This is a genomic window from Pseudomonas sp. GW822-FHT04H02, from assembly GCF_058800645.1.
Genome location: NZ_JBXAMM010000002.1, coordinates 384519 through 408080, shown reverse-complemented (window position 1 = coordinate 408080; position 23562 = coordinate 384519). Strand labels below are relative to the sequence as shown.

Annotated in this window: 18 protein-coding genes; 7 read left to right on the top strand and 11 right to left on the bottom strand. The window is 59.5% G+C overall.

Annotation, left to right across the window (positions count from 1 at the left end; genetic code table 11):
• Nucleotides 1-121: 121 nt before the first annotated feature.
• From AC1RMG_RS08550 to AC1RMG_RS08510, 9 genes are all read right to left on the bottom strand, one after another.
• Nucleotides 122-2221 carry a class I SAM-dependent methyltransferase gene (locus tag AC1RMG_RS08550; protein WP_194237944.1) on the bottom strand — a complete coding sequence of 700 codons (2100 nt, stop codon included), beginning with the start codon at nucleotides 2219-2221 and terminating at the stop codon, nucleotides 122-124.
• Nucleotides 2218-3465: an ABC transporter ATP-binding protein gene (locus tag AC1RMG_RS08545; protein WP_125062601.1), complete on the bottom strand. Its 1248-nt coding sequence runs from the start codon at nucleotides 3463-3465 to the stop codon at nucleotides 2218-2220. Before AC1RMG_RS08545 ends, AC1RMG_RS08550 begins: the two co-directional genes overlap by 4 nt.
• Nucleotides 3465-4259, bottom strand: a complete 795-nt coding sequence (locus AC1RMG_RS08540; RefSeq protein WP_125062600.1) for an ABC transporter permease — start codon at nucleotides 4257-4259, stop codon at nucleotides 3465-3467. The genes AC1RMG_RS08545 and AC1RMG_RS08540 overlap by 1 nt, the downstream gene beginning before the upstream one ends.
• Before the next feature lie 199 nt (nucleotides 4260-4458).
• Entirely contained in the window at nucleotides 4459-5913 is a 1455-nt protein-coding gene (locus AC1RMG_RS08535) for a mannose-1-phosphate guanylyltransferase/mannose-6-phosphate isomerase (protein ID WP_125062599.1), read from the bottom strand.
• Between the two features lie 1110 nt (nucleotides 5914-7023).
• On the bottom strand, nucleotides 7024-8205 hold the full coding sequence (gene purT / locus AC1RMG_RS08530; protein ID WP_493168936.1) for a formate-dependent phosphoribosylglycinamide formyltransferase: 1182 nt from the start codon (nucleotides 8203-8205) through the stop codon (nucleotides 7024-7026).
• Between the two features lie 93 nt (nucleotides 8206-8298).
• Nucleotides 8299-8766 carry a preQ0 transporter gene (locus tag AC1RMG_RS08525; protein WP_011059438.1) on the bottom strand — a complete coding sequence of 156 codons (468 nt, stop codon included), beginning with the start codon at nucleotides 8764-8766 and terminating at the stop codon, nucleotides 8299-8301.
• A gap of 132 nt (nucleotides 8767-8898) precedes the next feature.
• Nucleotides 8899-9114 carry a DUF1289 domain-containing protein gene (locus tag AC1RMG_RS08520; protein ID WP_011059437.1) on the bottom strand — a complete coding sequence of 72 codons (216 nt, stop codon included), beginning with the start codon at nucleotides 9112-9114 and terminating at the stop codon, nucleotides 8899-8901.
• Nucleotides 9111-9635 (bottom strand): gamma carbonic anhydrase family protein, encoded by a 525-nt coding sequence (locus AC1RMG_RS08515; protein ID WP_011059436.1) that lies wholly within the window; start codon nucleotides 9633-9635, stop codon nucleotides 9111-9113. The genes AC1RMG_RS08520 and AC1RMG_RS08515 overlap by 4 nt, the downstream gene beginning before the upstream one ends.
• A gap of 56 nt (nucleotides 9636-9691) precedes the next feature.
• Nucleotides 9692-10291, bottom strand: a complete 600-nt coding sequence (locus AC1RMG_RS08510) for a CoA pyrophosphatase (RefSeq protein ID WP_011059435.1) — start codon at nucleotides 10289-10291, stop codon at nucleotides 9692-9694.
• A 147-nt stretch (nucleotides 10292-10438) separates the two neighbouring features.
• On the opposite strand from AC1RMG_RS08510, the gene AC1RMG_RS08505 reads away from it, so the two are divergent.
• The 7 genes from AC1RMG_RS08505 to nagE all read left to right on the top strand — a co-directional run bounded on the left by AC1RMG_RS08505 (nucleotide 10439) and on the right by nagE (nucleotide 18964).
• Nucleotides 10439-10990, top strand: a complete 552-nt coding sequence (locus tag AC1RMG_RS08505) for an NUDIX hydrolase (RefSeq protein WP_011059434.1) — start codon at nucleotides 10439-10441, stop codon at nucleotides 10988-10990.
• A 48-nt stretch (nucleotides 10991-11038) separates the two neighbouring features.
• Nucleotides 11039-11542, top strand: a complete 504-nt coding sequence (locus AC1RMG_RS08500) for a L,D-transpeptidase family protein (protein WP_011059433.1) — start codon at nucleotides 11039-11041, stop codon at nucleotides 11540-11542.
• A 275-nt stretch (nucleotides 11543-11817) separates the two neighbouring features.
• Nucleotides 11818-12549 (top strand): GntR family transcriptional regulator, encoded by a 732-nt coding sequence (locus AC1RMG_RS08495; protein ID WP_011059432.1) that lies wholly within the window; start codon nucleotides 11818-11820, stop codon nucleotides 12547-12549.
• Between the two features lie 27 nt (nucleotides 12550-12576).
• Nucleotides 12577-13683, top strand: a complete 1107-nt coding sequence (gene nagA, locus AC1RMG_RS08490; RefSeq protein WP_072443088.1) for an N-acetylglucosamine-6-phosphate deacetylase — start codon at nucleotides 12577-12579, stop codon at nucleotides 13681-13683.
• Nucleotides 13664-14686 (top strand): SIS domain-containing protein, encoded by a 1023-nt coding sequence (locus AC1RMG_RS08485; protein WP_011059430.1) that lies wholly within the window; start codon nucleotides 13664-13666, stop codon nucleotides 14684-14686. The genes nagA and AC1RMG_RS08485 overlap by 20 nt, the downstream gene beginning before the upstream one ends.
• Nucleotides 14687-14712: 26 nt before the next feature.
• Nucleotides 14713-17235, top strand: coding sequence for a phosphoenolpyruvate--protein phosphotransferase (ptsP, locus tag AC1RMG_RS08480; RefSeq protein WP_262213095.1), 2523 nt, complete (start codon nucleotides 14713-14715; stop codon nucleotides 17233-17235).
• Nucleotides 17236-17257: 22 nt separating this feature from the next.
• Nucleotides 17258-18964, top strand: coding sequence for an N-acetylglucosamine-specific PTS transporter subunit IIBC (gene nagE / locus AC1RMG_RS08475; RefSeq protein ID WP_019094762.1), 1707 nt, complete (start codon nucleotides 17258-17260; stop codon nucleotides 18962-18964).
• Between the two features lie 123 nt (nucleotides 18965-19087).
• Here nagE and AC1RMG_RS08470 read toward each other — a convergent pair whose 3' ends face one another.
• Nucleotides 19088-19399, bottom strand: a complete 312-nt coding sequence (locus tag AC1RMG_RS08470) for a YqfO family protein (protein WP_015634269.1) — start codon at nucleotides 19397-19399, stop codon at nucleotides 19088-19090.
• Nucleotides 19400-19404: 5 nt separating this feature from the next.
• Entirely contained in the window at nucleotides 19405-23301 is a 3897-nt protein-coding gene (gene purL, locus AC1RMG_RS08465; protein WP_011059426.1) for a phosphoribosylformylglycinamidine synthase, read from the bottom strand.
• Between the last annotated feature and the right edge of the window lie 261 nt (nucleotides 23302-23562).

The window sequence follows — 23562 nt, the reverse complement described above, 5'->3', positions numbered from 1 at the left end:
GCAGCGATTGCACTTCGCTTTCGAGTCGAGAAACGCGCGCCGCAACATCACGCCGACGACGCCACCAATTAATGAGCCGTTTAATATAACTTTTAACCCGTGCCAGAATCATGAAAAGCCTTCACTTCTTTCTAAAGACAAGAAACATATCATCACCACGATGATCAGTTGGTATTTCATGTTCACGCAGAATATCCATAACTTTACTACGCTCAATAGCTGGATGAGGATTCCACACATTAGCAGTGCTAAAAGCAACCAACTCAAAAGCATGTTCTTCAGCATGTTGCTGGAGTTCCTGAGCCGCATACTCCTTCACATGAGGTGCATAAATTTGTGGTGACTGATAAAGGAACAACTTTGCAATCGAATCAACGCCGCAGGCGTTCGGGGTCGTCATAAACAATAGACCCTCTCTTTTTAAAACACGACTACTTTCAGCAAATACGTTGCGCACTCCCGACCGAGTAAACATCGCAACTTCATTTATACCCTGCGTTTCAGTACGATCTTTGATATGCTCAATCACTTCGAGACACAAGACCAAATCATAGACGGAACTTTCAACATCGAACTCATACCGCAAGTCTTGGCCATATACATCTACAGACAACCCCAACTCACCCTTAAGGTAGTTAGTTATTTTTGACTCTCCTCCAAGCTCGACAATCTTGGTAGTAGGACTCAGAAACTCATCAAGCCGTAAATAAGTTTCCCAGAAGCGAAGCTTATGATCGAGATCATATTGAGTTTGTGTATTTTCCTCGAGCCATTCAAGAAATGCTTTTCGGCGATGTTCGATACTTGAATTCAAAATATTCGAACATTCCGGGGAACACGATATATTTAGCGGAGAAAACATAGGTCGGCCGCCTTCCAGCTTCATTCCCCCAGCATCAGGAAGCTTTCCTTGTCCGTCCTGCATAAACCTAAAATCTGCATTTCGCAAATAACGCAATGGCGCGGTGATCCTCCATGAAGTACTTTTTAGTACCTTCTCGAACTCATATCTGCTGTGTATCAGCTGTCCCTCCAACTCAGACCTATCACGCTCTGCGGAAACCGCTTTCTTTTCTTCACGCTGCAGTTGCATCTCCAAGTCAGCTACTTTTTGCTCTAGGTCTGTGACCTTATTCAAAACTGCAGCCTGCTTTCTCTTAAGTTCCGAGACAGACTCTCCGCTTCGTAGATATAGGTGTCTCAGCGCAATCACCTGCTGCCCAGCAGATGCCACAGGGATATTTGGTTCATGAGCTTTTCTCTGCTCAAGTAACCAATCGATATCTTCCTGTGCATAGCCACTGCACATCAGCACCTGATGGACTCTATTCTCTATTGGGGTAAAGAAATCTCGATCCCGTTCCTCATAACCAATCTGCGCCACTCTCGCGTCATCGAATTCGATTCCGCTCAACCCATGCTCAGCAAGTCGTTCGATAAGGCGTTGACGATACTCGGGGGACTGGCTAAGTGAATCTATATTTATATATTCGTCCACACACTCTCGGCTCGAAACAAGCCCGTACACCCAAAGTCCATAAAATAGAAAATAGCTCAACTGCGAATCCGAAATTAACGGAACGTCATTTTCATAATCGTAAACACCTTCCAGAGCATCAGGGCATTTAAGCTTAATGAGTCCGGAGTGTTCTTTTAGATTTTTAAAAAAAATAGGCAAATTTTTGCTGGAATATACGCTTAATAAAGTATTATCAAAATAACTATCTACCTTATAGGACCACCACTGATCCCATGGATTCCTCCACAGATATAGATGAGTCGCATCGAACTGGCGCCGGAACCAGCCCATCCTGCCGACTGATCTACAGAACTGGTATACCGGCCGCCCACACGCTGCCGTAGCTAAAGCTTTGATGTATCTCAGCAGATCTGGCTCATCTGCTTCGGCTTCCAAGAAAAACCTGTTGAACTCAAATTCTTTCTTGTATAGCGACTCCACAACATCTGGGCAGTGTGAAAACTCCCAGAAATATGGGCGATCCAACTCTGGGTGCCTATTTATGGATGTCCGCGCCTCACCCATTCCCTGTTGACGCCACATAGCATCAGGCGAGAGATCAGCAAGAGCCTCATTCAGTGGTTCCTGATAACACCAAAATCCTGATTTAGAGCGCCTGAACACATTGAAAATATAGGTACTTCCAGTCCGAAACATGGAGTGGATCATGACGCTTTTTTCTGATTGCATATCTAAACTCATCTCAAAAAATTAACTTTTGCGTCTAAATCAGTCAAACCACCTGGATATTTACCAGCGTGCCGCGGGTTTACTGTTATGATTGCGGCATCAAGCATACGATGGTGGACTGCTTGTTTATCACCCATCTCTGTTCTTATTGAAAAATTTAAAAAATAACTTCCCGGGGTGAGGTTATTTTCGAGAACTATCTTCACATCGCACTTTTGCCCAGCACCGAAACCACCAGGATGAAGCCGTAAAATCTTCGTATCAATATAATATATACAAACGCCTTCTCGAGTTTTCAGCATCATGCCAACAATCGGATCCATCAGTTCTTCGTTAAAGAAAAGCGTATATGTAATTATTATCCGACTTCCACCAGAAAACACATTGGCCTTATTCCCTTCGGAATCTTCAATGCGATAACCACAAATAACTACAGCAGAGTCTCCGTACTCTTCACAGGCGGAAACGGAGAGTGCTCCGTCATATTTGCAGGCATTTACTTCCACCGCCCCATCACTTGGGCATTCGACCCCGAAGATGACTTTTTCATACTCGGCACATACCGCTTTTGGAGCTCCCTGGCACTGGATACTTCCTTGATTTAAAAATACCGCCTTATCGCACAGTTTCTTTATTGTCTCTAGATCGTGACTTACAAAAAGCAATGTAGTTCCAAGTTTCCTGAACTCTTCAATCCGTGCAAAGCACTTCCTCTGGAAAGCTATGTCACCAACAGCCAGTGCTTCATCAACAATCAATACTGATGGTCTTATTGCGGTAGCCACACTGAATGCCAAACGCACCTGCATTCCGCTGGAGTAAACCCGTACTGGCTGGTCAATGTAATCCCCTATTTCAGCGAAAGTCTCTATCGCCGACATCAATTCAGATATTTCTTCGCTGCTGTAGCCCAATAACTGTCCGGACATAAGCACATTCTGGCGCCCTGTAAAATCGGGATGAAATCCCATCCCCAACTCAAGCAAGGCTGCCACTCGACCAGTGATAGTGACGCTTCCAGTAGTTGGCTGGGTGGTACCGCTGATCATCTTGAGCAGGGTGCTCTTACCAGCACCATTGATTCCAACGATGGCAAAGGCCTCTCCTGGATGCACTTCAAAATTCAAGTCCTGCAGCACCCACTTCAAAACATGCCGGGGTTTTCGATAAGGAATTATCCACTCAGACAGGCGTGCCCAACGCGAAGGGTATTGCTTGTAGGCCTTGCCCAAGTTTCGAACGATAATTCTCCCCATCAGAGTTCATCCACCAGCTCACCTGAATGCTTCCTGAACAAGCGTAAAGCCCAGGCACATAAACAGATACTCAGTAAGGCAGGAAACCAGAGGGTCCCCCATACCGGCCATTGCCCATAAACTAAAATTTTTTGATAGGCGCCAATAAAAGAAGCCATTGGATTGAACTCCATCAGAGATTTTACCGCTGCTGGTAGAATACTCGCGGGATAAACTATAGGCGTTAACCAGAACCAGAACTGCAGCACCACACCGAATAATTGGCCGACATCTCGAAAAAACACATTCAAAACACCAAGCGTAATACCCAGCCCGACAGAGAATAGGATCTGGATCAAAAAAACTGGAAATAAAGCGACGAACACCCACCCTGGAAATTGGCCACTTATCAACAGAAAGGCAGTAAACAAAGTGAAAATTATCGTAAAATTCAAGCAGGCGCTGAGAACCAGGATCACGGGAAGACAAAGCCGAGGAAAACTGAGTTTCTTAAGAAGATTGGCGTTCTCGATAAAAATATTTTGCGCACGCCCCACAATCTCACTGAAAAAGCCCCACGTAAGTATCCCTGCGCAGAGATAGATACTGTAACCGAATAGGCTTTCTGCGCCAGGTAACTTGGCGCGCATGACTTGGGAAAAAATCACGGTATATACGATGATCATCGCAAGGGGCTGAAGAACTGTCCATGCGACCCCCAGCAGGGAGTTACGATACTTTGATTGAAACTCACGCTTGACACTACCAGATATGAATCCTCGATAGCCCCATAGCGCTTTAACCGCGTCTTGCATCTGCAGGCTTCCTCATTTGTCACAAAAACACTTAAGTCTTCCAGACATAATATATATACGACTTGAGATTCAAGCCCCGCCCCCCCCAATAGCTTAATGATTCATTCAAACAATAAAGCCATCACACAAACCAAATATGATTTTTAAGCCTTAATAGACTGCAGCACTGGACTTTATATAGCAGCACTGCATATTTACTCTATAAGTTCTTCTCGCTTCCAGCGCGACCGTAAATATCCTGAAAACGAATGATGTCATCTTCACCGAGATAGGAGCCGCTCTGTACTTCGATCAGTACGAGATCGATCACGCCTGGGTTTTCCAAGCGATGCTTGCGCCCTGCACGGATGAAGGTGGACTCATTGGTATCGAGTAACATCTCGTTCTCATCATTGAGCACCCGCGCCATGCCACTGACCACGACCCAATGCTCGCTGCGGTGATGATGCATCTGTAACGAAAGGGAAGCCCCTGGCTTTACCACGATGCGCTTGATCTTGAAACGCTCCCCCTCTTCAAGCGTGGTGTAAGTACCCCAAGGGCGCTGGGCAGTGCGGTGAGTCAGATGAGCGTCATGACCACTCTTTTTCAATTGAGCGACAATCTGCTTGACCTCCTGAGCGCTGTCTTTGTGAGAGACCAGGACTGCATCAGGAGTAACGACGACGATGAGATCCTTGACGCCGACCAGCGCGGTCAGACGCTCAGGACTCTGCACGAAGTTGCCGTTGGCCTGGTGAACAAGGACTTCGCCCTCCAGGCGATTACCGCTGGCATCTGCGGGAGTCAACTCGCTCATGGCACTCCAGGAACCGATATCGCTCCAGCCAATATCACAAGGCACGGTTACCACTCTGTCCGATCGCTCCATCAACGCGTAGTCGATGGAGATATCCGCGACCTTGGCAAAGTACTCTCCGTCCAGACGCACACAGCGATGCTGCTCTCCCTCGCTGAAGCGAGAATGTTCAAGAGTGGTACGTACGGCATCAAGGATGTCGGGAGCGTGAGCACTTAACTCCTCAAGTAGTGTGCCTACGCGAAAACAGAACATGCCCGAATTCCAGTAATAACTCCCCGCTGCCATGTATTCCTTGGCAGTCTCAAGATCGGGTTTCTCGACAAAACGTTGAACCTTGAATCCGTTGCTCAGCGGAGAGTTGCTATCGGCCTGGATGTAACCGAAACCTGTTTCAGGGTATTGGGGCTTGACGCCGAAGGTCACCAGCCAGCCTTCTGCTGCCAGCACCTGCGCTTTTTTAACCGACTCGGCAAAAGCTGCCTGATCCGTAATCAGGTGATCTGCCGCCAAAACCAACATCAGAGCATCCGCCCCATGGATGTCATTCAGTTGAGTCGCCGCTGCTGCTACCGCCGCCGCGGTGTTTCGGCCAAAAGGTTCGAGGATGAAACTTTGCGCAGAGCACGCTTTTCCCGTGCGTAGATACTCGTCCTCAGTCTTGAAGAACAACTCGTTGTTGGTCACCGTCATCACCTCCAATACGCCCTCCAGACTAGAGACGCGCACGAAGGTTTTATGGATCAGGTTCTGGCCATCTGGAAGAGGCATGAATAGTTTGGGGTGGAGTTCCCTAGACACAGGCCAAAGCCTACTGCCCACACCGCCAGACATGATTACGGGAATAAGATTCACGAGCGCTATTCCTTTCGCTAAGACCTCCCGGACCACCGGAAGTCTTGATGCAGCATTCAAATTTTGCCGGCTGGTCGCTTGCCATTCCGACTCGTTCCTGACCCTCGATGATGGATCACTGATAGGACTAATCAGTCAGATCATAACCGACCACAAGGGAATCCGCACAAAAAATTGTAAAAAACCAACTATATATAACTAAAAAATCAAAGCATCCAAGACATTTCCGTACCTTGGATACGCTGGATACAGATGCTCTTTTCACTCCTTTAACTTGTTAGAATCTGTAATTAAACCATCCATGCCTACAACAAATTTCCCATCCAATGTTTAACTTAAAAAAGAAGAAAGAACATTGAAAACAAGACGCTAGTTAACTACCGCCACAATACTTAAATTGCATTAGACACAAAAAATCAAGCCGGAGACCCCATCTAGATCAACCGTTTTTCATGAAGGAACTACCAAGATTCCAAAGCACTTAATTCAACCATTACATACCCAAAACTCCTGGCCGCCATATAAAAACCCCAACAGCACAGTCGTTAAAGTGAAGTATGATTAACTCTAGAGCCCAGTTGTTCGGATGAGTTGAGACTAGGGGGATCTGCCGTTAGCAAGCGCGTCTATAATTCACGAATAGCCCAAAAAAATATGCAAGAATTTTCTATATATATACGAGAATTTTCTGGTTATTAATTTTACTCGAGAACACCTATGCTGGATGCGGACCACTCAAAAAGCAGGCACCTTAAAAAGCAGTTCAATCGGCTATCCAAAGATTATGAAGCAAGAAAACATGCTTGCGCTATCTCGGCACGCTTGCTTCGTAGCAGGCAGAATCAAGCACACATAGCTTCTCTGCCCTGTAGAACTCAGGTTTCTTTGCTGAGGGTTATTACGCCTGGACACTTAGAATGGAACATATTGTTGTCCATACTAAAGTAACTAGATATTCATTGAGACACCATCCAGCATTCAGACACTACCTGAACATTGAATATGTACATATTGATAGGCAGGAACAGCAGGCCACTATTCATGTCACAACCGAGGGAAATATATTCCCACTATCAGTCAGAATGAAGTGGCCCACTGTCGATAAGGGCTTTACAGCTCGACTACCACCGCTTGCGCAGCACGGGTCGCCTTGGCCCGGGCGGCTTCGATCGACTCGTCACGCGCCAGGGCTACGCCCATGCGGCGCTGGCCATTGACTTCCGGCTTGCCGAACAGGCGCAGCGCAGTGTCCGGCTCGCTCAGGGCGGCACCGAGGTTGGCGAAGGCGGTCTGGGTGGATGTGCCTTCTACCAGGATCACCGCCGAAGCCGAAGGGCCGAACTGGCGGATCAGCGGAATCGGCAAGCCGAGAATGGCCCGCGCATGCAGGGCGAACTGGGACAGGTCCTGGGAAATCAGGGTCACCAGGCCAGTGTCGTGTGGGCGCGGCGACACTTCGCTGAACCACACCTGGTCGCCCTTGATGAACAGTTCCACGCCAAACAGGCCGCGGCCCCCCAGGGCCTCGGTGACTGCCTTGGCCACCCGCTCGGATTCGGCCAGGGCTTTGGGACTCATGGCCTGAGGCTGCCAGGATTCCTGGTAGTCGCCCTTTTCCTGGCGATGGCCGACCGGCGCGCAGAAGGTGGTGCCGCCCACATGACGCACGGTCAACAGGGTGATTTCGTAGTCGAAGTCGATAAAGCCTTCGATGATCACCCGGCCCTTGCCGGCACGGCCGCCTTCCTGGGCGTAGTCCCAGGCTTTCTGCACGTCGTCGACGCTGCGCAGCAGGCTCTGGCCCTTGCCCGAGGAACTCATCACCGGCTTGACCACGCACGGGAAGCCCAGGTCTTGCACGGCCTTGGAATAGTCTTCGAAGGTGTCGGCGAAATGGTACGGCGAGGTCGGCAGGTCCAGCTCTTCAGCGGCCAGGCGCCGGATGCCTTCGCGGTTCATGGTCAAGGAGGTGGCCCGGGCGGTGGGGATCACGGTGAAGCCCTCGGCTTCCAGTTCCACCAGGGTCGCGGTAGCGATGGCTTCGATTTCCGGCACGATGAAGTGCGGCTTCTCGGCTTCGATCACGGCCCGCAGCGCCGCGCCATCAAGCATGTTGATCACGTGCCTGCGATGGGCCACCTGCATCGCCGGAGCGTTGGCGTAGCGGTCCACGGCAATCACCTCGACACCCAGGCGTTGCAGCTCGATCACCACCTCCTTGCCCAACTCACCACAGCCACAAAGCAAGACGCGGGTCGCGGTTGGCGACAGTGGAGTTCCGATACGAGTCATCTGAAGGTCCTCAAAGGAGCGGATCATCGAGGGCCGAGCGCCAGGCGGGCGACCCATGGGGAGCGGCATTTTACATGAAGCGCGGGCTTTGGCTCAGCCGGCGCACGCCGCTTTGCGCAAACGCCAGGCCATGGCCAGCCAGACCACGGTGACACCGGCGAACTTCGAACCCAGGGCGGTCAGGATCACCCCAGGGGTCAAGGCATCGATCATGCCGAAGAAGATGAAGGTATCCAGGGGAATGCTCAGGGCCGAGCTGATCCATAGACGATCATGCAGGGGCCGCCTGGTGATACTGAACACCAGCCAGTCGATGCATTCCGAGACGGCGAATGCCGTGGCGCTGGCCAGGGCGATGGTCGGATCGGAGGTCACATAGGACAGCACCAGGGCCGCCAGCATCGCGACGATGGCGCCGTGGCCGAAACGAGTCTGCACCATGTCCCGCAGGACAAACACCAACCCGCCCCAGGCCGACCAGATGATGTCCAGATGCGGGGCAGACGAAAAGGCGTAGTTGATCAGCACGACACTGCTGATATAGGCGATCAGGAAGAACATGGGGGCGAAGGGTACCTGTCAGGAAGGTGCACAGGTTACTGCAGGCCCGGGGCTGGGCCAAGAAGCCCTTTCGCCAGCACGCTGGCACCTGCACAAGATTGCAGGAGCCGGCTTGCTGGCGAAACGAGCGGATCAACTTGCCGAGCTGGAGCCGATCATCCACAGCAAGCCGCTGGACTTGGCCCGCTCATGGCACAGGGCCAGGACCGCACGCCGCTCGGCGTTGTCCATGCGGCTCCAGCGGGTGATCTCGTCCACCGTGCGCTGGCAACCGGTGCAGATATCCTGCTCGTCCAGGGCACAGATGCTCACGCAGGGCGAAGCGACGGGTCTTTCAGGGGCTGTCATTGTTCTTGCTCAACCAGGTCTCGGGCATAACGCTGGGCATTATGAACGTAGTGCGCGGCGCTGGCTTCGAGCATTTTCTTCTGCGGCTCGGTCAACTCCCGTACCACCTTGCCTGGCGAGCCCATGACCAGCGAACCGTCGGGGATTTCCTTGCCCTCGCCGATCAGCGAGTTGGCGCCGATGATGCAGTTCTTGCCGATCTTCGCGCCATTGAGGATCACCGCGTTGATGCCGATCAGGCTGTAGTCGCCCACGGTGCAGCCGTGCAGCATGGCATTGTGGCCGATGGTCACGCCGGTACCGATGGTCAGGGGAAAGCCCATGTCGGTGTGCATCACCGTGCCATCCTGGACGTTGCTGTGCTTGCCGATCAGGATCAGTTCGTTGTCCCCGCGCAGCACGGCGTTGAACCAGACGCTGGCTCCCTCCTCCAATTTGACCTTGCCCACCAGCGTGGCATTCGGGGCAACCCAGCTCTGTGGATGGGTCTCGACTCGGGCGTCGCCCAGGCGGTATTTCATCTTATTGTCCTCATGGCTCAGGCAGCCGCGGGTTTATGCCATGCGAAGTGATGGCTTCAGGTATCGATATAGTTTTTCGGCGGGCGATGCAGGCTGATTCCGGCGTCGTACAACAGATTGACCAGCTCGACGATCATGATCGCGGTCAGGCCCCAGATCTTGTACTCGCCAAAGCGATAGCTGGGGACGTACCAGCTGCGCCCCTGGTAATCGATGCGATGGGTATGTTCACGGGGGTCCTGGCGGAAGAACTCCAGGGGCACGCTGAAAACGGCGGCGATCTCGGCGTCATTGGCCTGGTATTCGACATAGTCGGGAATCACCCCGACGTAAGGTGTGACCTTGATTCCGTGCAGGGAAATCAGCGGGCTCAAAGGCCCGATGACCTCCACCAGCCCCGGCGGCAGGCCGATTTCCTCCTTGGCCTCGCGCAGCGCGGTAAAGATCAGGTCCGGGTCTTCCGGATCGCGCCGGCCACCAGGGAAAGCCACCTCGCCGCCATGGGTCGACAGCCCGCTGGCACGCAAGGTCAATACCAGTTCCGGTTCTTCGCTGCGGGTGATGGGCACCAGCACCGCAGCCTCGGGAAAACGTCGGTCGGTCTCCAGCGTACGCGGCGTGTAGTGGCTTACCCGATGAAGTAGCTCGTCCAGCATGAGGCATCTCGATCTGTTGGCTACCGTGCATCATGCACCAATCCAATCTTCGGCCCAACCCCCGCCCCCGGGCATGTCGCTTAACGACAACTTGCCGACAACGGGGCTGGCGCGCCAAGATAGCCGCAGCCTTTTCGGATACCCCACATGAAATTTTGCAGCCAGTGCGGCAACCCGGTGACCCAGCGCATTCCCGAAGGCGATTCGCGCCTGCGCTATGTCTGCGACCACTGCCAGACCATCCATTACCAGAACCCCAATATCGTCGCCGGCTGCCTTGCCACCTGGGAGGGCAAGGTGCTGCTGTGCCGTCGCGCCATCGAGCCGCGCCTGGGCTACTGGACCCTGCCCGCAGGCTTCATGGAAAACGGCGAGACCATCGAACAGGCGGCCATTCGCGAAACCTACGAGGAAGCCTGCGCCCGGGTGCGCGGCCTGAGCATCTACACCCTGATCGACGTGCCGCACATCAGCCAGGTGCATGTGTTCTTTCGCGCGGAGCTCGCCGACCTGGACTTTGCCGCCGGCCCCGAGAGCCTGGAAGTGCAGTTGTTCGACGAAGCCGATATCCCTTGGTCCGAGCTGGCTTTCCGCACCGTCGGCCGTACCTTAGAATGCTTCTTCGCTGACCGGCGGGCCGCAGCCTTTGAAGTGCGCTCCGAATCCATTCCGCCGCTCTCTCAGCCTGCCATCAGTTAAATAATAAAACGTGCACGGGATCTGTGTGCGCCTGGGGATATCGTGTCAATGCGCTGGTTGCTTGCCCTGCTGTGCTGTTCCGTCGTTGCTGTGTGCCAGGCCTCCACCGTGGAAACCCTGGACGGCAAGGTCATCGAAAAGGTCCTGGTGCTCAAGTCCGCCCATCAACTGCAACTGATCAACGGTGGCAAGCCACTGAAGACCTACCGCATATCCCTGGGCAAGAAACCCAAGGGTCCCAAGCTCATGGAGGGCGACAAGCGCACCCCTGAAGGCCTCTACTGGCTCGACTGGCGCAAGACCAGCGACCGCTACAACCTGGCCATGCACATCTCCTATCCGAACATCACCGATGCCGCCCGCTCGCGGCGCGAAGGGGTGGATCCGGGCGGCATGATCATGATCCACGGCACCCCGGACACCGAAGAATTCCCGGAGCAGTATTTCCACACCCTGGACTGGACAGACGGGTGCATCGCCATGCGCAACGTCGACATGCGCGAGGTCTGGGGCCTGGTCAAGGACGGCACCATGATCGAGATCCGCCCTTAATTTCCCTTCCGCAAAAAATATTTTTACTCCCGCCAGCTCTTCCACTGCGCCCATACCACTTGGCGACCCGCAAGGGGTCGCCACTCGACGCCATGGCGATGGCAGTCAGACCTGCCTAATACCACTTTAATCATTTACCCTTCAAAGCACCCCGTAAACGCTGGATTTACGCCACCTTCAGCTGACCAGTAGCGTTGACATGGTATCTAAGTGGTATTAGTTTTTCGGCACTACCGGGCGACAACAACCTAATAACCGCATCGGAAAACCTACAGATGAATCACCTCCTGGCCCTGCGCCCCGACGACTCCCAACCCACTCCGCTGTACCTGCAACTGGCTCGCAACCTGGAAGCGGCAATCCATGCCGGCCAGTGGAAAGCCGAGCAGGCACTGCCGTCGGAACGCAACCTCAGCGAATTGCTGGGGATCTCCCGGGTCACCGCGCGCAAGGCCCTGGAAGTGCTCTTCGAACAGGGCTTGATCCGCCGCAGCCAGGGCTCGGGGACCTTCATCACCCCGCGCCTGGAGCAACCGCTGTCGCGGCTCTCCGGCTTCAGCGAAATGCTGCGCCTGAAGGGTTTCGTGCCCGGCTCCCAATGGCTGGAACGCACCCTCACCCCGCCCACCCATGAAGAACTGATCCGCCTCGGCCTGTCGCCCAACGACAAGGTGGCGCGGCTCAAGCGCCTGCGCAAAGCCGATGACACAGTGATGGCCATCGAGATGAGCACCCTGCCGGCCAGCATCATCGCCCAGCCGGAAGCGGTCGGGGATTCGCTCTATGAATACCTCGATGGCATCGGCAAGCCCGTGGTGCGGGCGCTGCAGCACATCCAGGCGATCAATGCCTCGGACGAATTCGCCGCCCTGGTGGGCATCGCCCCCGGCACCGCCATGTTGCTGATGACCCGGGTCGGCTACCTGGAAGACAACACGCCGATCGAGGTCACCGACACCTACTGCCGCAACGACTACTACGACTTCGTCGCTGAACTGCGACGCTGAACCCGCTTCCGGAGCCAGAGAAACGCCATGTCCGAAGACAATATCCTCACGCCCCAAGGCTGGGTCCGCGGCCGTCTGCTGCATCAGGACGGCAAGGTGATCGCCATCGAAGGCAGCCCCTGCAATCCGGCGGACAACGACCTGCCCTACCTGCTGCCCGGCTTTATCGACCTGCATGTGCACGGCGGCGGCGGCAAGGACATCATGCAAGGCCGCGATGCCTTCCAGACCATCACCCGCACCCATGTGCGCTTCGGCACCACCTCGTTGCTGGCCACCACCATGACGGCCCCCAGCGAGGAAATCCGCCAGGTCCTGGAGCAACTGGGCAGCTATGCCGAACAGCGCCCCAAAGGCTGCGCCCGAGTGCTCGGCGTGCACCTGGAAGGCCCCTACATCAACCCCGGCAAACTTGGCGCCCAGCCCAACTTCGCCCACACCGCACTGCTGGCGGAAGTGGAGCAGTACCTGGCGCTGGCGCCGATCCGCGTGATCACCATCGCCCCGGAAGTCGCCGGCCACGACGGCCTGATCCGCGAACTCAGCGCCCGCGGCGTGCGCATGCAGATCGGCCACACCCTGGGCAGCTACGAGGAAGGCGTGGCGGCCCTCGCCGCTGGCGCCACCAGTTTCACCCACCTGTACAACGCCATGAGCCCGCTGCATCACCGCGAGCCGGGGATCGTCGGCGCGGCCCTGGCCCATGCCCAGTACGCCGAGCTGATCCCGGACCTGCTGCACGTGCATCCCGGCGCCATGCGCGTGGCCCTGCGCTCGATCCCCTGCCTGTACTGCGTTACCGACTCCACCGCAGCTGCCGGCATGCCCGACGGTGAATACAAGCTGGGCAGCCACACCGTGACCAAGTGCCTGGGTGGTGTGCGCCTGGCCGACGGCACGCTGGCTGGCAGCACCCTGACCATGGACCAGGCCCTGCGCAATCTGGTGAAGATCGGCCTGCCCCTGGCCGAAGCCTCGCAGCGCCTGTCGCAATTTCCCGCCGACTACCTCGGCATCCCCCAACGCGGCCGCCTGCAACCTGGCAGCTGGGCCGACAGCGTGCGCCTGGACCGGGCACTCACACTGACCGCCGTCATGGTCGAAGGAGAAGACATTGACTTCAAAAATGCTTGAAGAGGCGCTGTCCTCGCACCTGGCCGCGAGCAACCAGTTGCAGCACCTTGACCCGGCGCTGCTCGAGGTCGCCGGCCGCCTGCGCCGCCAGCCGCCCCAAGTGGCAATGACCGTGGCCCGGGGCAGCTCCGACCACGCCGCCAGCTACTTCGCCTACCTGACCATGCAGCAAGTGGGTATTCCCGTGGCCTCGCTGCCGATGTCGGTGGTGACCATGCAGCAGGCGCCCCTGCGGGTCAGCGGCCAGGCGGTGTTCGCCTTTTCGCAATCGGGGCAAAGCCCGGACCTGGTAAACAGCGTGCGCCTGCTGCGCAAGCGCGGGGCCCTCAGCGTGGCCATGGTCAACGCGGAAAACAGCCCGCTGGAAGCGGCCAGCGAATTCTTCCTGCCGTTGCACGCCGGCGCCGAGCAGAGCGTGGCCGCCACCAAGAGCTTTATTGCCACCCTCAGTGCCAGCGCGCGACTGATCGGCCACTGGAATGATGACGGACGCTTGCTCGAAGCCGGCCTGGCCCTGCCCGAAGGCCTGCGCCAGGCCGCGACCCAGGATTGGAGCCTGGCCGTCAATGCGCTGCGCGATTGCCAGCGCCTGATGGTGATCGGCCGCGGGGCGGGATTCGCCATTGCCCAGGAAGCCGCGCTCAAGCTCAAGGAAACCTCGGCTATCCAGGCCGAAGCCTTCAGCAGTGCCGAAGTCCGCCACGGCCCCATGGCGCTGATCGACCACGACTATCCGCTGCTGGTGTTCGCCCCCCGCGGCGCCGAGCAGGGCGGCCTGCTGAGCCTGGCCGCCGACATGCGCCAGCGCGGCGCCAAGGTGCTGCTGGCCGCTCCGGACGACATCGGTGAGCGGGACCTGACCCTGAGTCGTGCCGAACACCCGGCACTCGACCCGATCCTGGCGATCCAGAGTTTCTACGTCATGGCCGCCGGCCTCGCCCAAGCCCGCAGCATGGACCCCGACCAACCGCGCCACCTGAGCAAAGTGACCCGCACTCACTAAGCCCCATCGCCAACGAGTACTGCGCCATGCACAACAACAATAACGAACTGACGCTCGGTGCCCCGTTAAGCGGGCCAGTGCTAGCACTGCGCAGCGTGCCCGACCCGGTGTTCGCCAGCGGTGCCATGGGCGACGGCATCGCCATCGATCCCCTCAACGACACCCTGCATGCGCCCTGCGCCGGCCAGGTGATCCAGGTCGCACGTACCGGGCACGCAATCACCCTGCGCGCCGCCAATGGGGCCGAACTGCTGCTGCACCTGGGCCTGGACACTGTCGAACTGCAGGGCGAGGGGTTTGCCCTGCTGGTGAAGGAAGGCCAGCAGGTGCGTGCCGGCCAGCCCTTGCTGCGGGTTGATCTGGACCACGTGGCACAGCATTGCCGAAGCCTGATCAGCCTGCTGATCCTGACCAATGGCGAGGGTTTCGACCTGCGCCCGCTGACCCTGTCGACAGTCCAGGTGGGCGAGCCATTGCTGCACATCAGCCGGCGCGCCAACGCGGGCCCGCAGCCGCTTACGCAAGAGCAATCCGGGCAGCAGGCCAGCGCCCGGATCAAGGTCGCCCATCGCGGCGGCCTGCATGCCCGCCCCGCCGCCCTGGTGCGCCAGACCGCCCTGAGCTTCAACAGCCATTCGCAGTTGACCTTCAAGGACAAGAGCGCCCCCTGCACCAGCCTGATTGCCCTGATGAGCCTGGGCATCGGTGAACAGGAAGAAGTGCTGGTCAGTTGCCAGGGCGACGATTGCCAGGATGCCCTGCAGGCGATGCTGCAGACCCTCGGCACCGCGATGGCCGCAGATGCCCATGGCGAAACCCCGGTACCGGCCCCGGCCGCCCAAGGCCCCGTGGAAGACGGCGTGCTGCCGGGCGTCTGCGCCGCGCCGGGCCTGGTATGCGGCCCCCTGGTGCGGCTCAACGCCATGGTCCTGGCGGAGGATCATGGCCAGCATGCACCCGAGCCCCAACGGCAAGCATTGAGCACCGCACTGGACCAGGTGCGCGGGGAAATCCGCCACACCCTGGAGCAGGCCCGGCAACGCCGCGACCAGCAGGAACAGGACATCTTCAGCGCCCACCTGGCGCTGCTCGAAGACCCGACCCTGCTGGACGCCGCCGAAGCCTCCATTGCCCAGGGCCGCGCCGCCACCCATGCCTGGAGCGCGGCGATTACCGAGCAATGCCAGATCCTGCAGCAACTGGGCAGTACGCTGCTGGCTGAACGCGCCAACGACCTGCGGGACCTGCAGCAGCGCGTTCTGCGCGCCCTGCTGGGGGAAGCCTGGCACTACGACCTGCCAGCCGGGGCGATCGTTGCCGCCGAGGAGTTGACCCCTTCCGACCTTCTGCAACTCAGCGCCCAGGGCGTGGCCGGGCTGTGCATGGCCGCCGGCGGTGCCACTTCCCACGTGGCGATCCTCGCCCGGGGCAAGGGCCTGCCTTGCCTGGTGGCCCTGGGCCCGCAAGTGCTGCGCATCGACAGTGGCCGCCAGGTGGTGCTGGATGCCAACGGCGGGCGCCTGGAACTGGAGCCCGACCCGCAGCGCATCGCACAGGTGCAACAGGCCGGCGAAACCCAGCGCCAGCGCCATGCGCTGCAACAGCAAAAAGCCCATGAGCCCGCCCTGACCCAGGACGGCCAGCAGATCGAGGTGGCGGCCAATGTGGCGTCCAGCGATGAAGCCCGGGACGCCCACCAGGGTGGCGCCGACGGCGTCGGCCTGCTGCGCACCGAGTTTCTCTTCGTTGACCGCCAGACCGCCCCGGATCAAGAAGAACAGCGCCAGGCCTATCAGGCAGTGCTCAACGCCATGGGCGACAAGCCGGTGATCATTCGCACCATCGACGTCGGCGGCGACAAACAGCTGGATTACCTGCCCCTGCCGGTGGAAGCCAACCCGGTACTTGGGCTGCGCGGCATCCGCCTGGCCCAGGCGCGCCCTGAGCTGCTGGACCAACAACTGCGGGCGCTGCTCCAGGTCAGCCCCGTGCAACGCTGCCGGGTGATGCTGCCGATGGTCACCGAAGTCGCCGAGCTGCTGCACATTCGCCAGCGCCTGGACCTGTTCGCTGCCGAACTGGGCCTGAGCCAGCGCCCGGAACTGGGGGTCATGATCGAAGTCCCCGCCGCCGCCCTGATGGCCGAGCAACTGGCCGAACACGCCGACTTCCTGTCCATCGGCACCAACGACCTGTCCCAGTACACCCTGGCCATGGACCGTGACCACGCCGGGCTGGCGGCACGGGTCGACGCCCTGCACCCCGCCCTGCTGCGGCTGATCGCCCAGACCTGCGCCGGCGCCCAGCGCCATGGTCGCTGGGTCGGGGTCTGTGGCGCCCTGGCCTCCGATCCCCTGGCCACACCCGTACTCATCGGCCTGGGCGTCAGCGAGCTGTCGGTCAGCCCGCCACAGGTGGGCGAGATCAAGGACCGGGTGCGCCAGCTGGACGCCAGCCAGTGCCGCCAGCTCAGCCAGCCGCTGCTCAACCTGCCCGGTGCCGCCGCAGTCCGTCAGGCCTGCGAACGGCTTTGGCCTCTGCACTCATAACAAGAATTCCAGGAGAGACGCCATGTACCAGTATTTCATCGAGGGCCTGCAACGCCTCGGCCGGGCGCTGATGCTGCCCATCGCCATCTTGCCCATCGCCGGTCTGCTGCTGCGCCTGGGCGACACCGACCTGCTGAACATCGCGATCATCCACGATGCCGGGCAGTCGATCTTCGGCAACCTGGCGCTGATCTTCGCCATCGGTATCGCCGTCGGCTTTGCCAAGGACAACAATGGCACCGCCGGGCTGGCCGGGGCCATTGGCTACCTGGTGATGATCTCGACCCTCAAGGTGCTGGACGCCAGCATCAACATGGGTATGCTCGCCGGGATCATCAGCGGGCTGATGGCCGGCGCGCTGTACAACCGCTTCAAGGACATCAAGCTGCCGGAGTACCTGGCGTTCTTCGGCGGCCGGCGCTTCGTGCCCATCGCCACCGGTTTCACCGCCGTGGGCCTGGGGGTGGTGTTCGGCCTGATCTGGCCGCCGATCCAGCACGGCATCAACAGCTTCGGCCAGTTGCTGCTGGAGAGCGGCAGCTTCGGCGCCTTCGTCTTCGGCGTGTTCAACCGGCTGCTGATCGTCACCGGCCTGCACCACATCCTCAACAACATGGCCTGGTTCATCTTCGGCAGCTTCACCGACCCGAGCACCGGCGCCGTGGTCACCGGCGACCTGACCCGCTACTTTGCCGGCGACCCCAAGGGCGGCCAGTTCATGACCGGGATGTTCCCGATGATGCTGTTCGGCCTGCCCGCCGCCTGCCTGGCGATGTACCGCAACACACCGCCGGAACGGCGCAAGGTAATGGGCGGGATCTTCCTGTCCATGGCCCTGACATCCTTCCTGACCGGGGTCACCGAGCCGATCGAATTCGCCTTCATGTTCCTTGCCCCCCTGCTGTACCTGGTGCATGCCCTGCTCACCGGGCTGGCCATGGCCCTGACCAACCTGCTGAACATCCACCTGGGCTTTACCTTTTCCGGCGGCGCCATCGACATGGCCCTGGGCTGGGGCCGCTCCACCAACGGCTGGAAGGTGTTTCCGGTGGGCCTGCTGTACGCGGTGGTGTACTACCTGGTGTTCGATTTCTGCATCCGCCGCTTCAACCTCAAGACCCCGGGCCGTGAAGACAGCCCCTCCAGCGAAAAGACTGAACTGAGCGTCGACCAGCGCGCCGCAGCCTACATCAAGGCCCTGGGTGGCGCCGGCAACCTGCTTACCGTCGGTGCCTGCACCACGCGCCTGCGCCTGGAACTGGCAGACCGCAACCTGGCTTCGGACAGCGAGCTCAAGGCCTTGGGCGCCATGGCCGTGGTGCGCCCCGGCAAGGGCGGCAGCTTGCAGGTGGTGGTGGGGCCGCTGGCAGACAGCATCGCCGACGAGATCCGCCTGGCGTCACCCGTTTCGGCCAGGGCTGCGGTGGCACAGGCGCCTGTTGAAGAACCCCCGCAGGTCGACATTTCCATCCACGAAGCCCAGCAGTGGCTCAACGCCCTGGGCGGTCGGGACAACCTGGTGCAGATGGACTGTGTGGCGCTGACCCGGTTGCGAGTGCGAGTGAACAATAGCCGCAGCCTATCGGAGCCGATGCTCAAGGGGCTGGGCTGCCAGGGCATGCGGCGCATGGAGGGGGACGTCTGGCACGTGCTGATTGGCGAAAAGGCCGGGGGCTTGCAGGTGGCGCTGGCGGGCTTGCTGCACCGAGAGGTCGGCGCAGGTGCTTGAAGGCACTTTCGCCGGCCAGCCGGCTCCTGCAAGGCTCCTGTAGGAGCCGGCTGGCCGGCGAAGGCCCACAAAAAAGCCCGCTGACCGTTGCCGGTTCAGCGGGCTTTGTGTCTGTGGATAACCTCAGAACGCTTCGAGGCGCCAGACTTCATAAGCCGGCGTTTCGTAGGGATGGCTCTGCTTGAGGGCCAGTACCACGTCGCGAATCAGTTCGTCGGCCACCACCAGCTCGACCTTCCACTCCTCCACCCGCTCCACCTGGCCGGTCTGCCCGAGAAACGGCTGGCTGCCGTCTAACGGGCGAAACTGGCCCTGGCCGAGCACCTGCCAGGCGCACTGGTCATAGGCACCGATGCGTCCGCCGCCCGCGGCGAACACAGCGCTCTTGACCGACTCCACATGGCTGGGGGGCACGAAGAAGCTGAGCTTGTACATCAGCCTCAGTTCACCCAGACCCGAGCGTTACGGAACATGCGCATCCACGCCCCATCTTCGTTCCACTCATCCGGGCGCCAGGAGTTCTGCACGGCACGGAACACCCGCTCAGGGTGCGGCATCATGATGGTGACGCGGCCGTCGCGGCTGGTGAGGCCGGTGATCCCGCGCGGCGAACCGTTGGGGTTGGCCGGGTAGCGCTCGGTGACCTTGCCGTGGTTGTCGACGAAACGCAGGGCCACGCAACCGGACAGGTCGGCTTCCAGCAATGCCTCTTCGCTTTCGAACTCCGCATGGCCTTCACCGTGGGCGATGGCGATCGGCATCCGCGAACCGGCCATGCCCTGCAGGAAGATCGAGTTCGACTCCTGCACCTGGACCATGGCCACCCGGGCTTCGAACTGCTCGGAGCGGTTGCGCACGAAGTGCGGCCAGAACTCGCTGCCCGGGATCAGCTCGTGCAGGTTGGACATCATCTGGCAACCGTTGCACACACCCAGGGTGAAGCTGTCGGTACGTTCGAAGAAGCCCTGGAAGGCGTCGCGGGCGCGGCTGTTGAACAGCGCCGACTTGGCCCAGCCTTCACCGGCGCCCAGTACGTCGCCGTAGGAGAAGCCGCCGCAGGCAACCATGCCCTTGAAGTCGTTGAGGTCGACACGACCGGCGAGGATATCGCTCATGTGCACGTCGATGGCGTTGAAGCCGGCGCGGTCAAAGGCCGCTGCCATTTCCACCTGGCCGTTGACGCCCTGCTCACGCAGTACCGCCACCTGTGGACGCACGCCTTTCTTGATGTAAGGCGCGGCGATGTCCTGGTTAACGTCGAAGCCCAGCTTGACGCTCAGGCCCGGGTTGTCTTCTTCCAGGACCACGTCGAATTCCTGCTCGGCGCAGTCGGCGTTGTCCCGCAGGCGCTGGATCTGGTAGCTGGTTTCTGCCCACTGACGCTGCAGCAGGCGGCGCTGGCCGGTGAACACGCTTTCGCCGTTGTAGGAGATGCTCACTTCACCGTTGTTGATCGGCTGGCCGATCACGGCCACGCAATCGCCCAGGCCGGCGGCGCTGAACTGGGCCAGCACGTCCGGAGTAGCGTCCTGGCGCACCTGGATCACCGCACCCAGCTCTTCGTTGAACAGGATGGCGGCGATTTCGGCGGTGTTTTCCGCCACGGCGTCGAGGCTCAGGTTCAGGCCGCAATGGCCGGCGAAGGCCATTTCCACGGCGCTGACCAGCAGGCCGCCATCGGAACGGTCGTGGTAGGCCAGCAGGTGACCGTCGGCGTTGAGGCCCTGGATCACCGCGAAGAAGGCCTTGAGGTCTTCCGCATCATCCACGTCCGGTGCCTGGCTGCCGAGCTTGCCGTGGGTCTGGGCGAGGATCGAGGCGCCCATGCGGTTCTGCCCGCGACCGAGGTCGATCAGGATCAGGTCGGTGGTGCCCTTGTCCATGCGCAGTTGCGGGGTCAGGGTCTGGCGAATGTCCGCTACGGGTGCGAAGCCAGTGACGATCAGCGACAGCGGCGAGGTGACGCTCTTGTCCACGCCCTCTTCGTTCCAGCGGGTGGCCATGGACATGGAGTCCTTGCCCACCGGGATGGTGATGCCCAGCTCTGGGCACAGCTCCATGCCCACTGCCTTGACGGTGTCGTACAGGCGCGCGTCTTCGCCCGGGTGGCCGGCTGCGGACATCCAGTTGGCGGAGAGCTTGATGTCGCTGATCTTGTTGATGCGCGAGGCCGCGATGTTGGTCAGGGTCTCGCCGATCGCCATGCGGCCGGACGCCGGGGCGTCCAGCAGGGCCAGCGGCGTGCGCTCGCCCATGGCCATGGCCTCACCGGTGTAGACGTCGAAGCTGGTGGCGGTCACGGCCACGTCGGCCACCGGCACCTGCCATGGGCCGACCATCTGGTCGCGGGCCACGAGGCCGGTGATGGTGCGGTCGCCGATGGTGATCAGGAAGCTCTTGCTGGCCACGGCCGGGTGGTGCAGGACGCGCTCGATGCTCTCGGCGATATCCAGGGTGCTTGGATCGAAATCGTCACCCAGTTCGTTTTCCCGCACGGCCGAACGGTGCATGCGCGGGGCCTTGCCCAGCAGCACTTCCAGCGGCATGTCCACCGGGCTGTTGCCGAAGTGGCTGTCGGTCACGGTCAACTGTGGTTCGGCAGTGGCTTCGCCGACCACCGCGAACGGGCAGCGCTCGCGCTCGCAGATGGCCTTGAAACGTTCGAAATCCGCAGCGCCTACCGCCAGGACATAACGCTCCTGGGATTCGTTGGACCAGATTTCGTGCGGGGCCATGCCCGGCTCGTCGTTGGGGATGTTGCGCAGTTCGAAGCGACCGCCACGGCCGCCATCGTTGACCAGTTCCGGGAAGGCGTTGGACAGGCCACCGGCGCCCACGTCGTGGATGAAGCTGATGGGGTTGTTGTCCCCCAGTTGCCAGCAACGGTCGATGACTTCCTGGCAACGGCGTTCCATCTCAGGGTTTTCACGCTGTACCGAAGCGAAATCCAGGTCCGCCGAGCTGGTGCCGGTGGCCATGGAGGAAGCGGCGCCGCCGCCCAGGCCGATGAGCATCGCCGGGCCGCCGAGCACGATCAGCTTGGAGCCGACGGTGATCTCGCCTTTCTGCACGTGCTCGTCACGGATGTTGCCCATGCCGCCTGCCAGCATGATCGGCTTGTGGTAACCGCGAACTTCATCGCCACGAGGCGTGGTAATGGATTGCTCGAAGGTGCGGAAATAACCGGTCAGGGCCGGACGGCCGAATTCGTTGTTGAACGCCGCGCCACCCAGTGGGCCTTCGATCATGATGTCGAGGGCAGTGACGATGCGCTCTGGCTTGCCGTACGGCACTTCCCACGGCTGTTCAAAGCCCGGGATCTGCAGGTTGGACACGGTGAAACCGGTGAGGCCGGCCTTGGGCTTGGCGCCGCGCCCGGTGGCGCCTTCGTCGCGGATTTCGCCGCCGGAACCGGTGGAGGCCCCCGGGAACGGCGCGATGGCGGTCGGGTGGTTGTGGGTCTCGACCTTCATCAGGATGTGCACCGGCTCCTGTACCGCACCGTACTGGCGGGTCTCAGGGTTCGGATAGAAACGCCCGGCAACCGAACCGACGATGACCGCGGCGTTGTCCTTATAGGCGGAGAGCACACCTTCGTTGTGCATCTGATAGGTGTTCTTGATCATGCCGAACAGGCTTTTTTCCTGGCTCTGGCCGTCGATATCCCAACTGGCGTTGAAGATCTTGTGGCGGCAGTGCTCGGAGTTGGCCTGGGCGAACATCATCAGTTCGATGTCGTGGGGATTACGCTTGAGGCCCTGGAAGGCGTTCATCAGGTAATCGATTTCGTCTTCGGCCAGGGCCAGGCCCAGCTCGCTGTTGGCCTGCTCCAGCGCAGCCCGGCCACCGCCGAGGATGTCGATGGCGGTCAGCGGCTTGGGTTCGGCGTGGCTGAACAGGCCGGCGGCCTGTTCCAGGTTGGCCACCACGATCTGGGTCATGCGGTCGTGCAGGGCGTCGGCGATCAGTTGGGCCTCGGCCTCGCTGAACTCACCGGCCACATAGAAGGCGATGCCGCGCTCCAGGCGCTGGATCTTCGCCAGGCCACAGTTGCGGGCGATGTCGCTGGCCTTGCTCGACCACGGCGAAATGGTGCCGAAACGTGGCAGGACCAGGAACAGACGGCCGGTCGGCTCTTGTACCGGAACGCTGGGGCCGTACTTCAGAAGGCGCGCAAGCACCTGCTGTTCGTCGCCGGTCAGGACGCCGGTGACTTCGGCGAAGTGAGCGAATTCAGCATACAAGCCACTGACAGCCGGTACTTTCTGGCTCAGTTGCTCAAGGAGTTTGCTGTGGCGAAAGGCAGAAAGGGCAGGAGCGCCGCGCAGGATCAACATCTTCGGGACAGCCTCGGGAAGGGGGTGTGCTTTGAGGCCGTGCATTCTAACGTAAACCGCTGGCATCGGCACTCGAAACGCAACCCCCGGGCGCCTCCGGACGTCGGCCCGGGGCCAGCCCCCTATAACAAAGCCTCATCAGGGTCATTGCCGGTGGTTATTTTAAACGTCACATTCAGCGCCCAGGCCCCATTCCTGAGGCCTTCAGCCCGGCTCGACCATCGCTAGCAGACAAGCCCTTCGCTGTCGAGATATGGCGGC

What these genes read in the sequence shown, in the direction of transcription:
- AC1RMG_RS08550 (WP_194237944.1), bottom strand. Translation starts at nt 2,221, where the DNA reads ATGAGTTTAGATATGCAATCAGAAAAAAGCGTCATGATCCACTCCATG.
- AC1RMG_RS08545 (WP_125062601.1), bottom strand. Translation starts at nt 3,465, where the DNA reads ATGGGGAGAATTATCGTTCGAAACTTGGGCAAGGCCTACAAGCAATAC.
- AC1RMG_RS08540 (WP_125062600.1), bottom strand. Translation starts at nt 4,259, where the DNA reads ATGCAAGACGCGGTTAAAGCGCTATGGGGCTATCGAGGATTCATATCT.
- purT (WP_493168936.1), bottom strand. Translation starts at nt 8,205, where the DNA reads ATGACTCGTATCGGAACTCCACTGTCGCCAACCGCGACCCGCGTCTTG.
- AC1RMG_RS08525 (WP_011059438.1), bottom strand. Translation starts at nt 8,766, where the DNA reads ATGTTCTTCCTGATCGCCTATATCAGCAGTGTCGTGCTGATCAACTAC.
- AC1RMG_RS08520 (WP_011059437.1), bottom strand. Translation starts at nt 9,114, where the DNA reads ATGACAGCCCCTGAAAGACCCGTCGCTTCGCCCTGCGTGAGCATCTGT.
- AC1RMG_RS08515 (WP_011059436.1), bottom strand. Translation starts at nt 9,635, where the DNA reads ATGAAATACCGCCTGGGCGACGCCCGAGTCGAGACCCATCCACAGAGC.
- AC1RMG_RS08510 (WP_011059435.1), bottom strand. Translation starts at nt 10,291, where the DNA reads ATGCTGGACGAGCTACTTCATCGGGTAAGCCACTACACGCCGCGTACG.
- AC1RMG_RS08505 (WP_011059434.1), top strand. Translation starts at nt 10,439, where the DNA reads ATGAAATTTTGCAGCCAGTGCGGCAACCCGGTGACCCAGCGCATTCCC.
- AC1RMG_RS08500 (WP_011059433.1), top strand. Translation starts at nt 11,039, where the DNA reads ATGCGCTGGTTGCTTGCCCTGCTGTGCTGTTCCGTCGTTGCTGTGTGC.
- AC1RMG_RS08495 (WP_011059432.1), top strand. Translation starts at nt 11,818, where the DNA reads ATGAATCACCTCCTGGCCCTGCGCCCCGACGACTCCCAACCCACTCCG.
- nagA (WP_072443088.1), top strand. Translation starts at nt 12,577, where the DNA reads ATGTCCGAAGACAATATCCTCACGCCCCAAGGCTGGGTCCGCGGCCGT.
- ptsP (WP_262213095.1), top strand. Translation starts at nt 14,713, where the DNA reads ATGCACAACAACAATAACGAACTGACGCTCGGTGCCCCGTTAAGCGGG.
- nagE (WP_019094762.1), top strand. Translation starts at nt 17,258, where the DNA reads ATGTACCAGTATTTCATCGAGGGCCTGCAACGCCTCGGCCGGGCGCTG.
- AC1RMG_RS08470 (WP_015634269.1), bottom strand. Translation starts at nt 19,399, where the DNA reads ATGTACAAGCTCAGCTTCTTCGTGCCCCCCAGCCATGTGGAGTCGGTC.
- purL (WP_011059426.1), bottom strand. Translation starts at nt 23,301, where the DNA reads ATGTTGATCCTGCGCGGCGCTCCTGCCCTTTCTGCCTTTCGCCACAGC.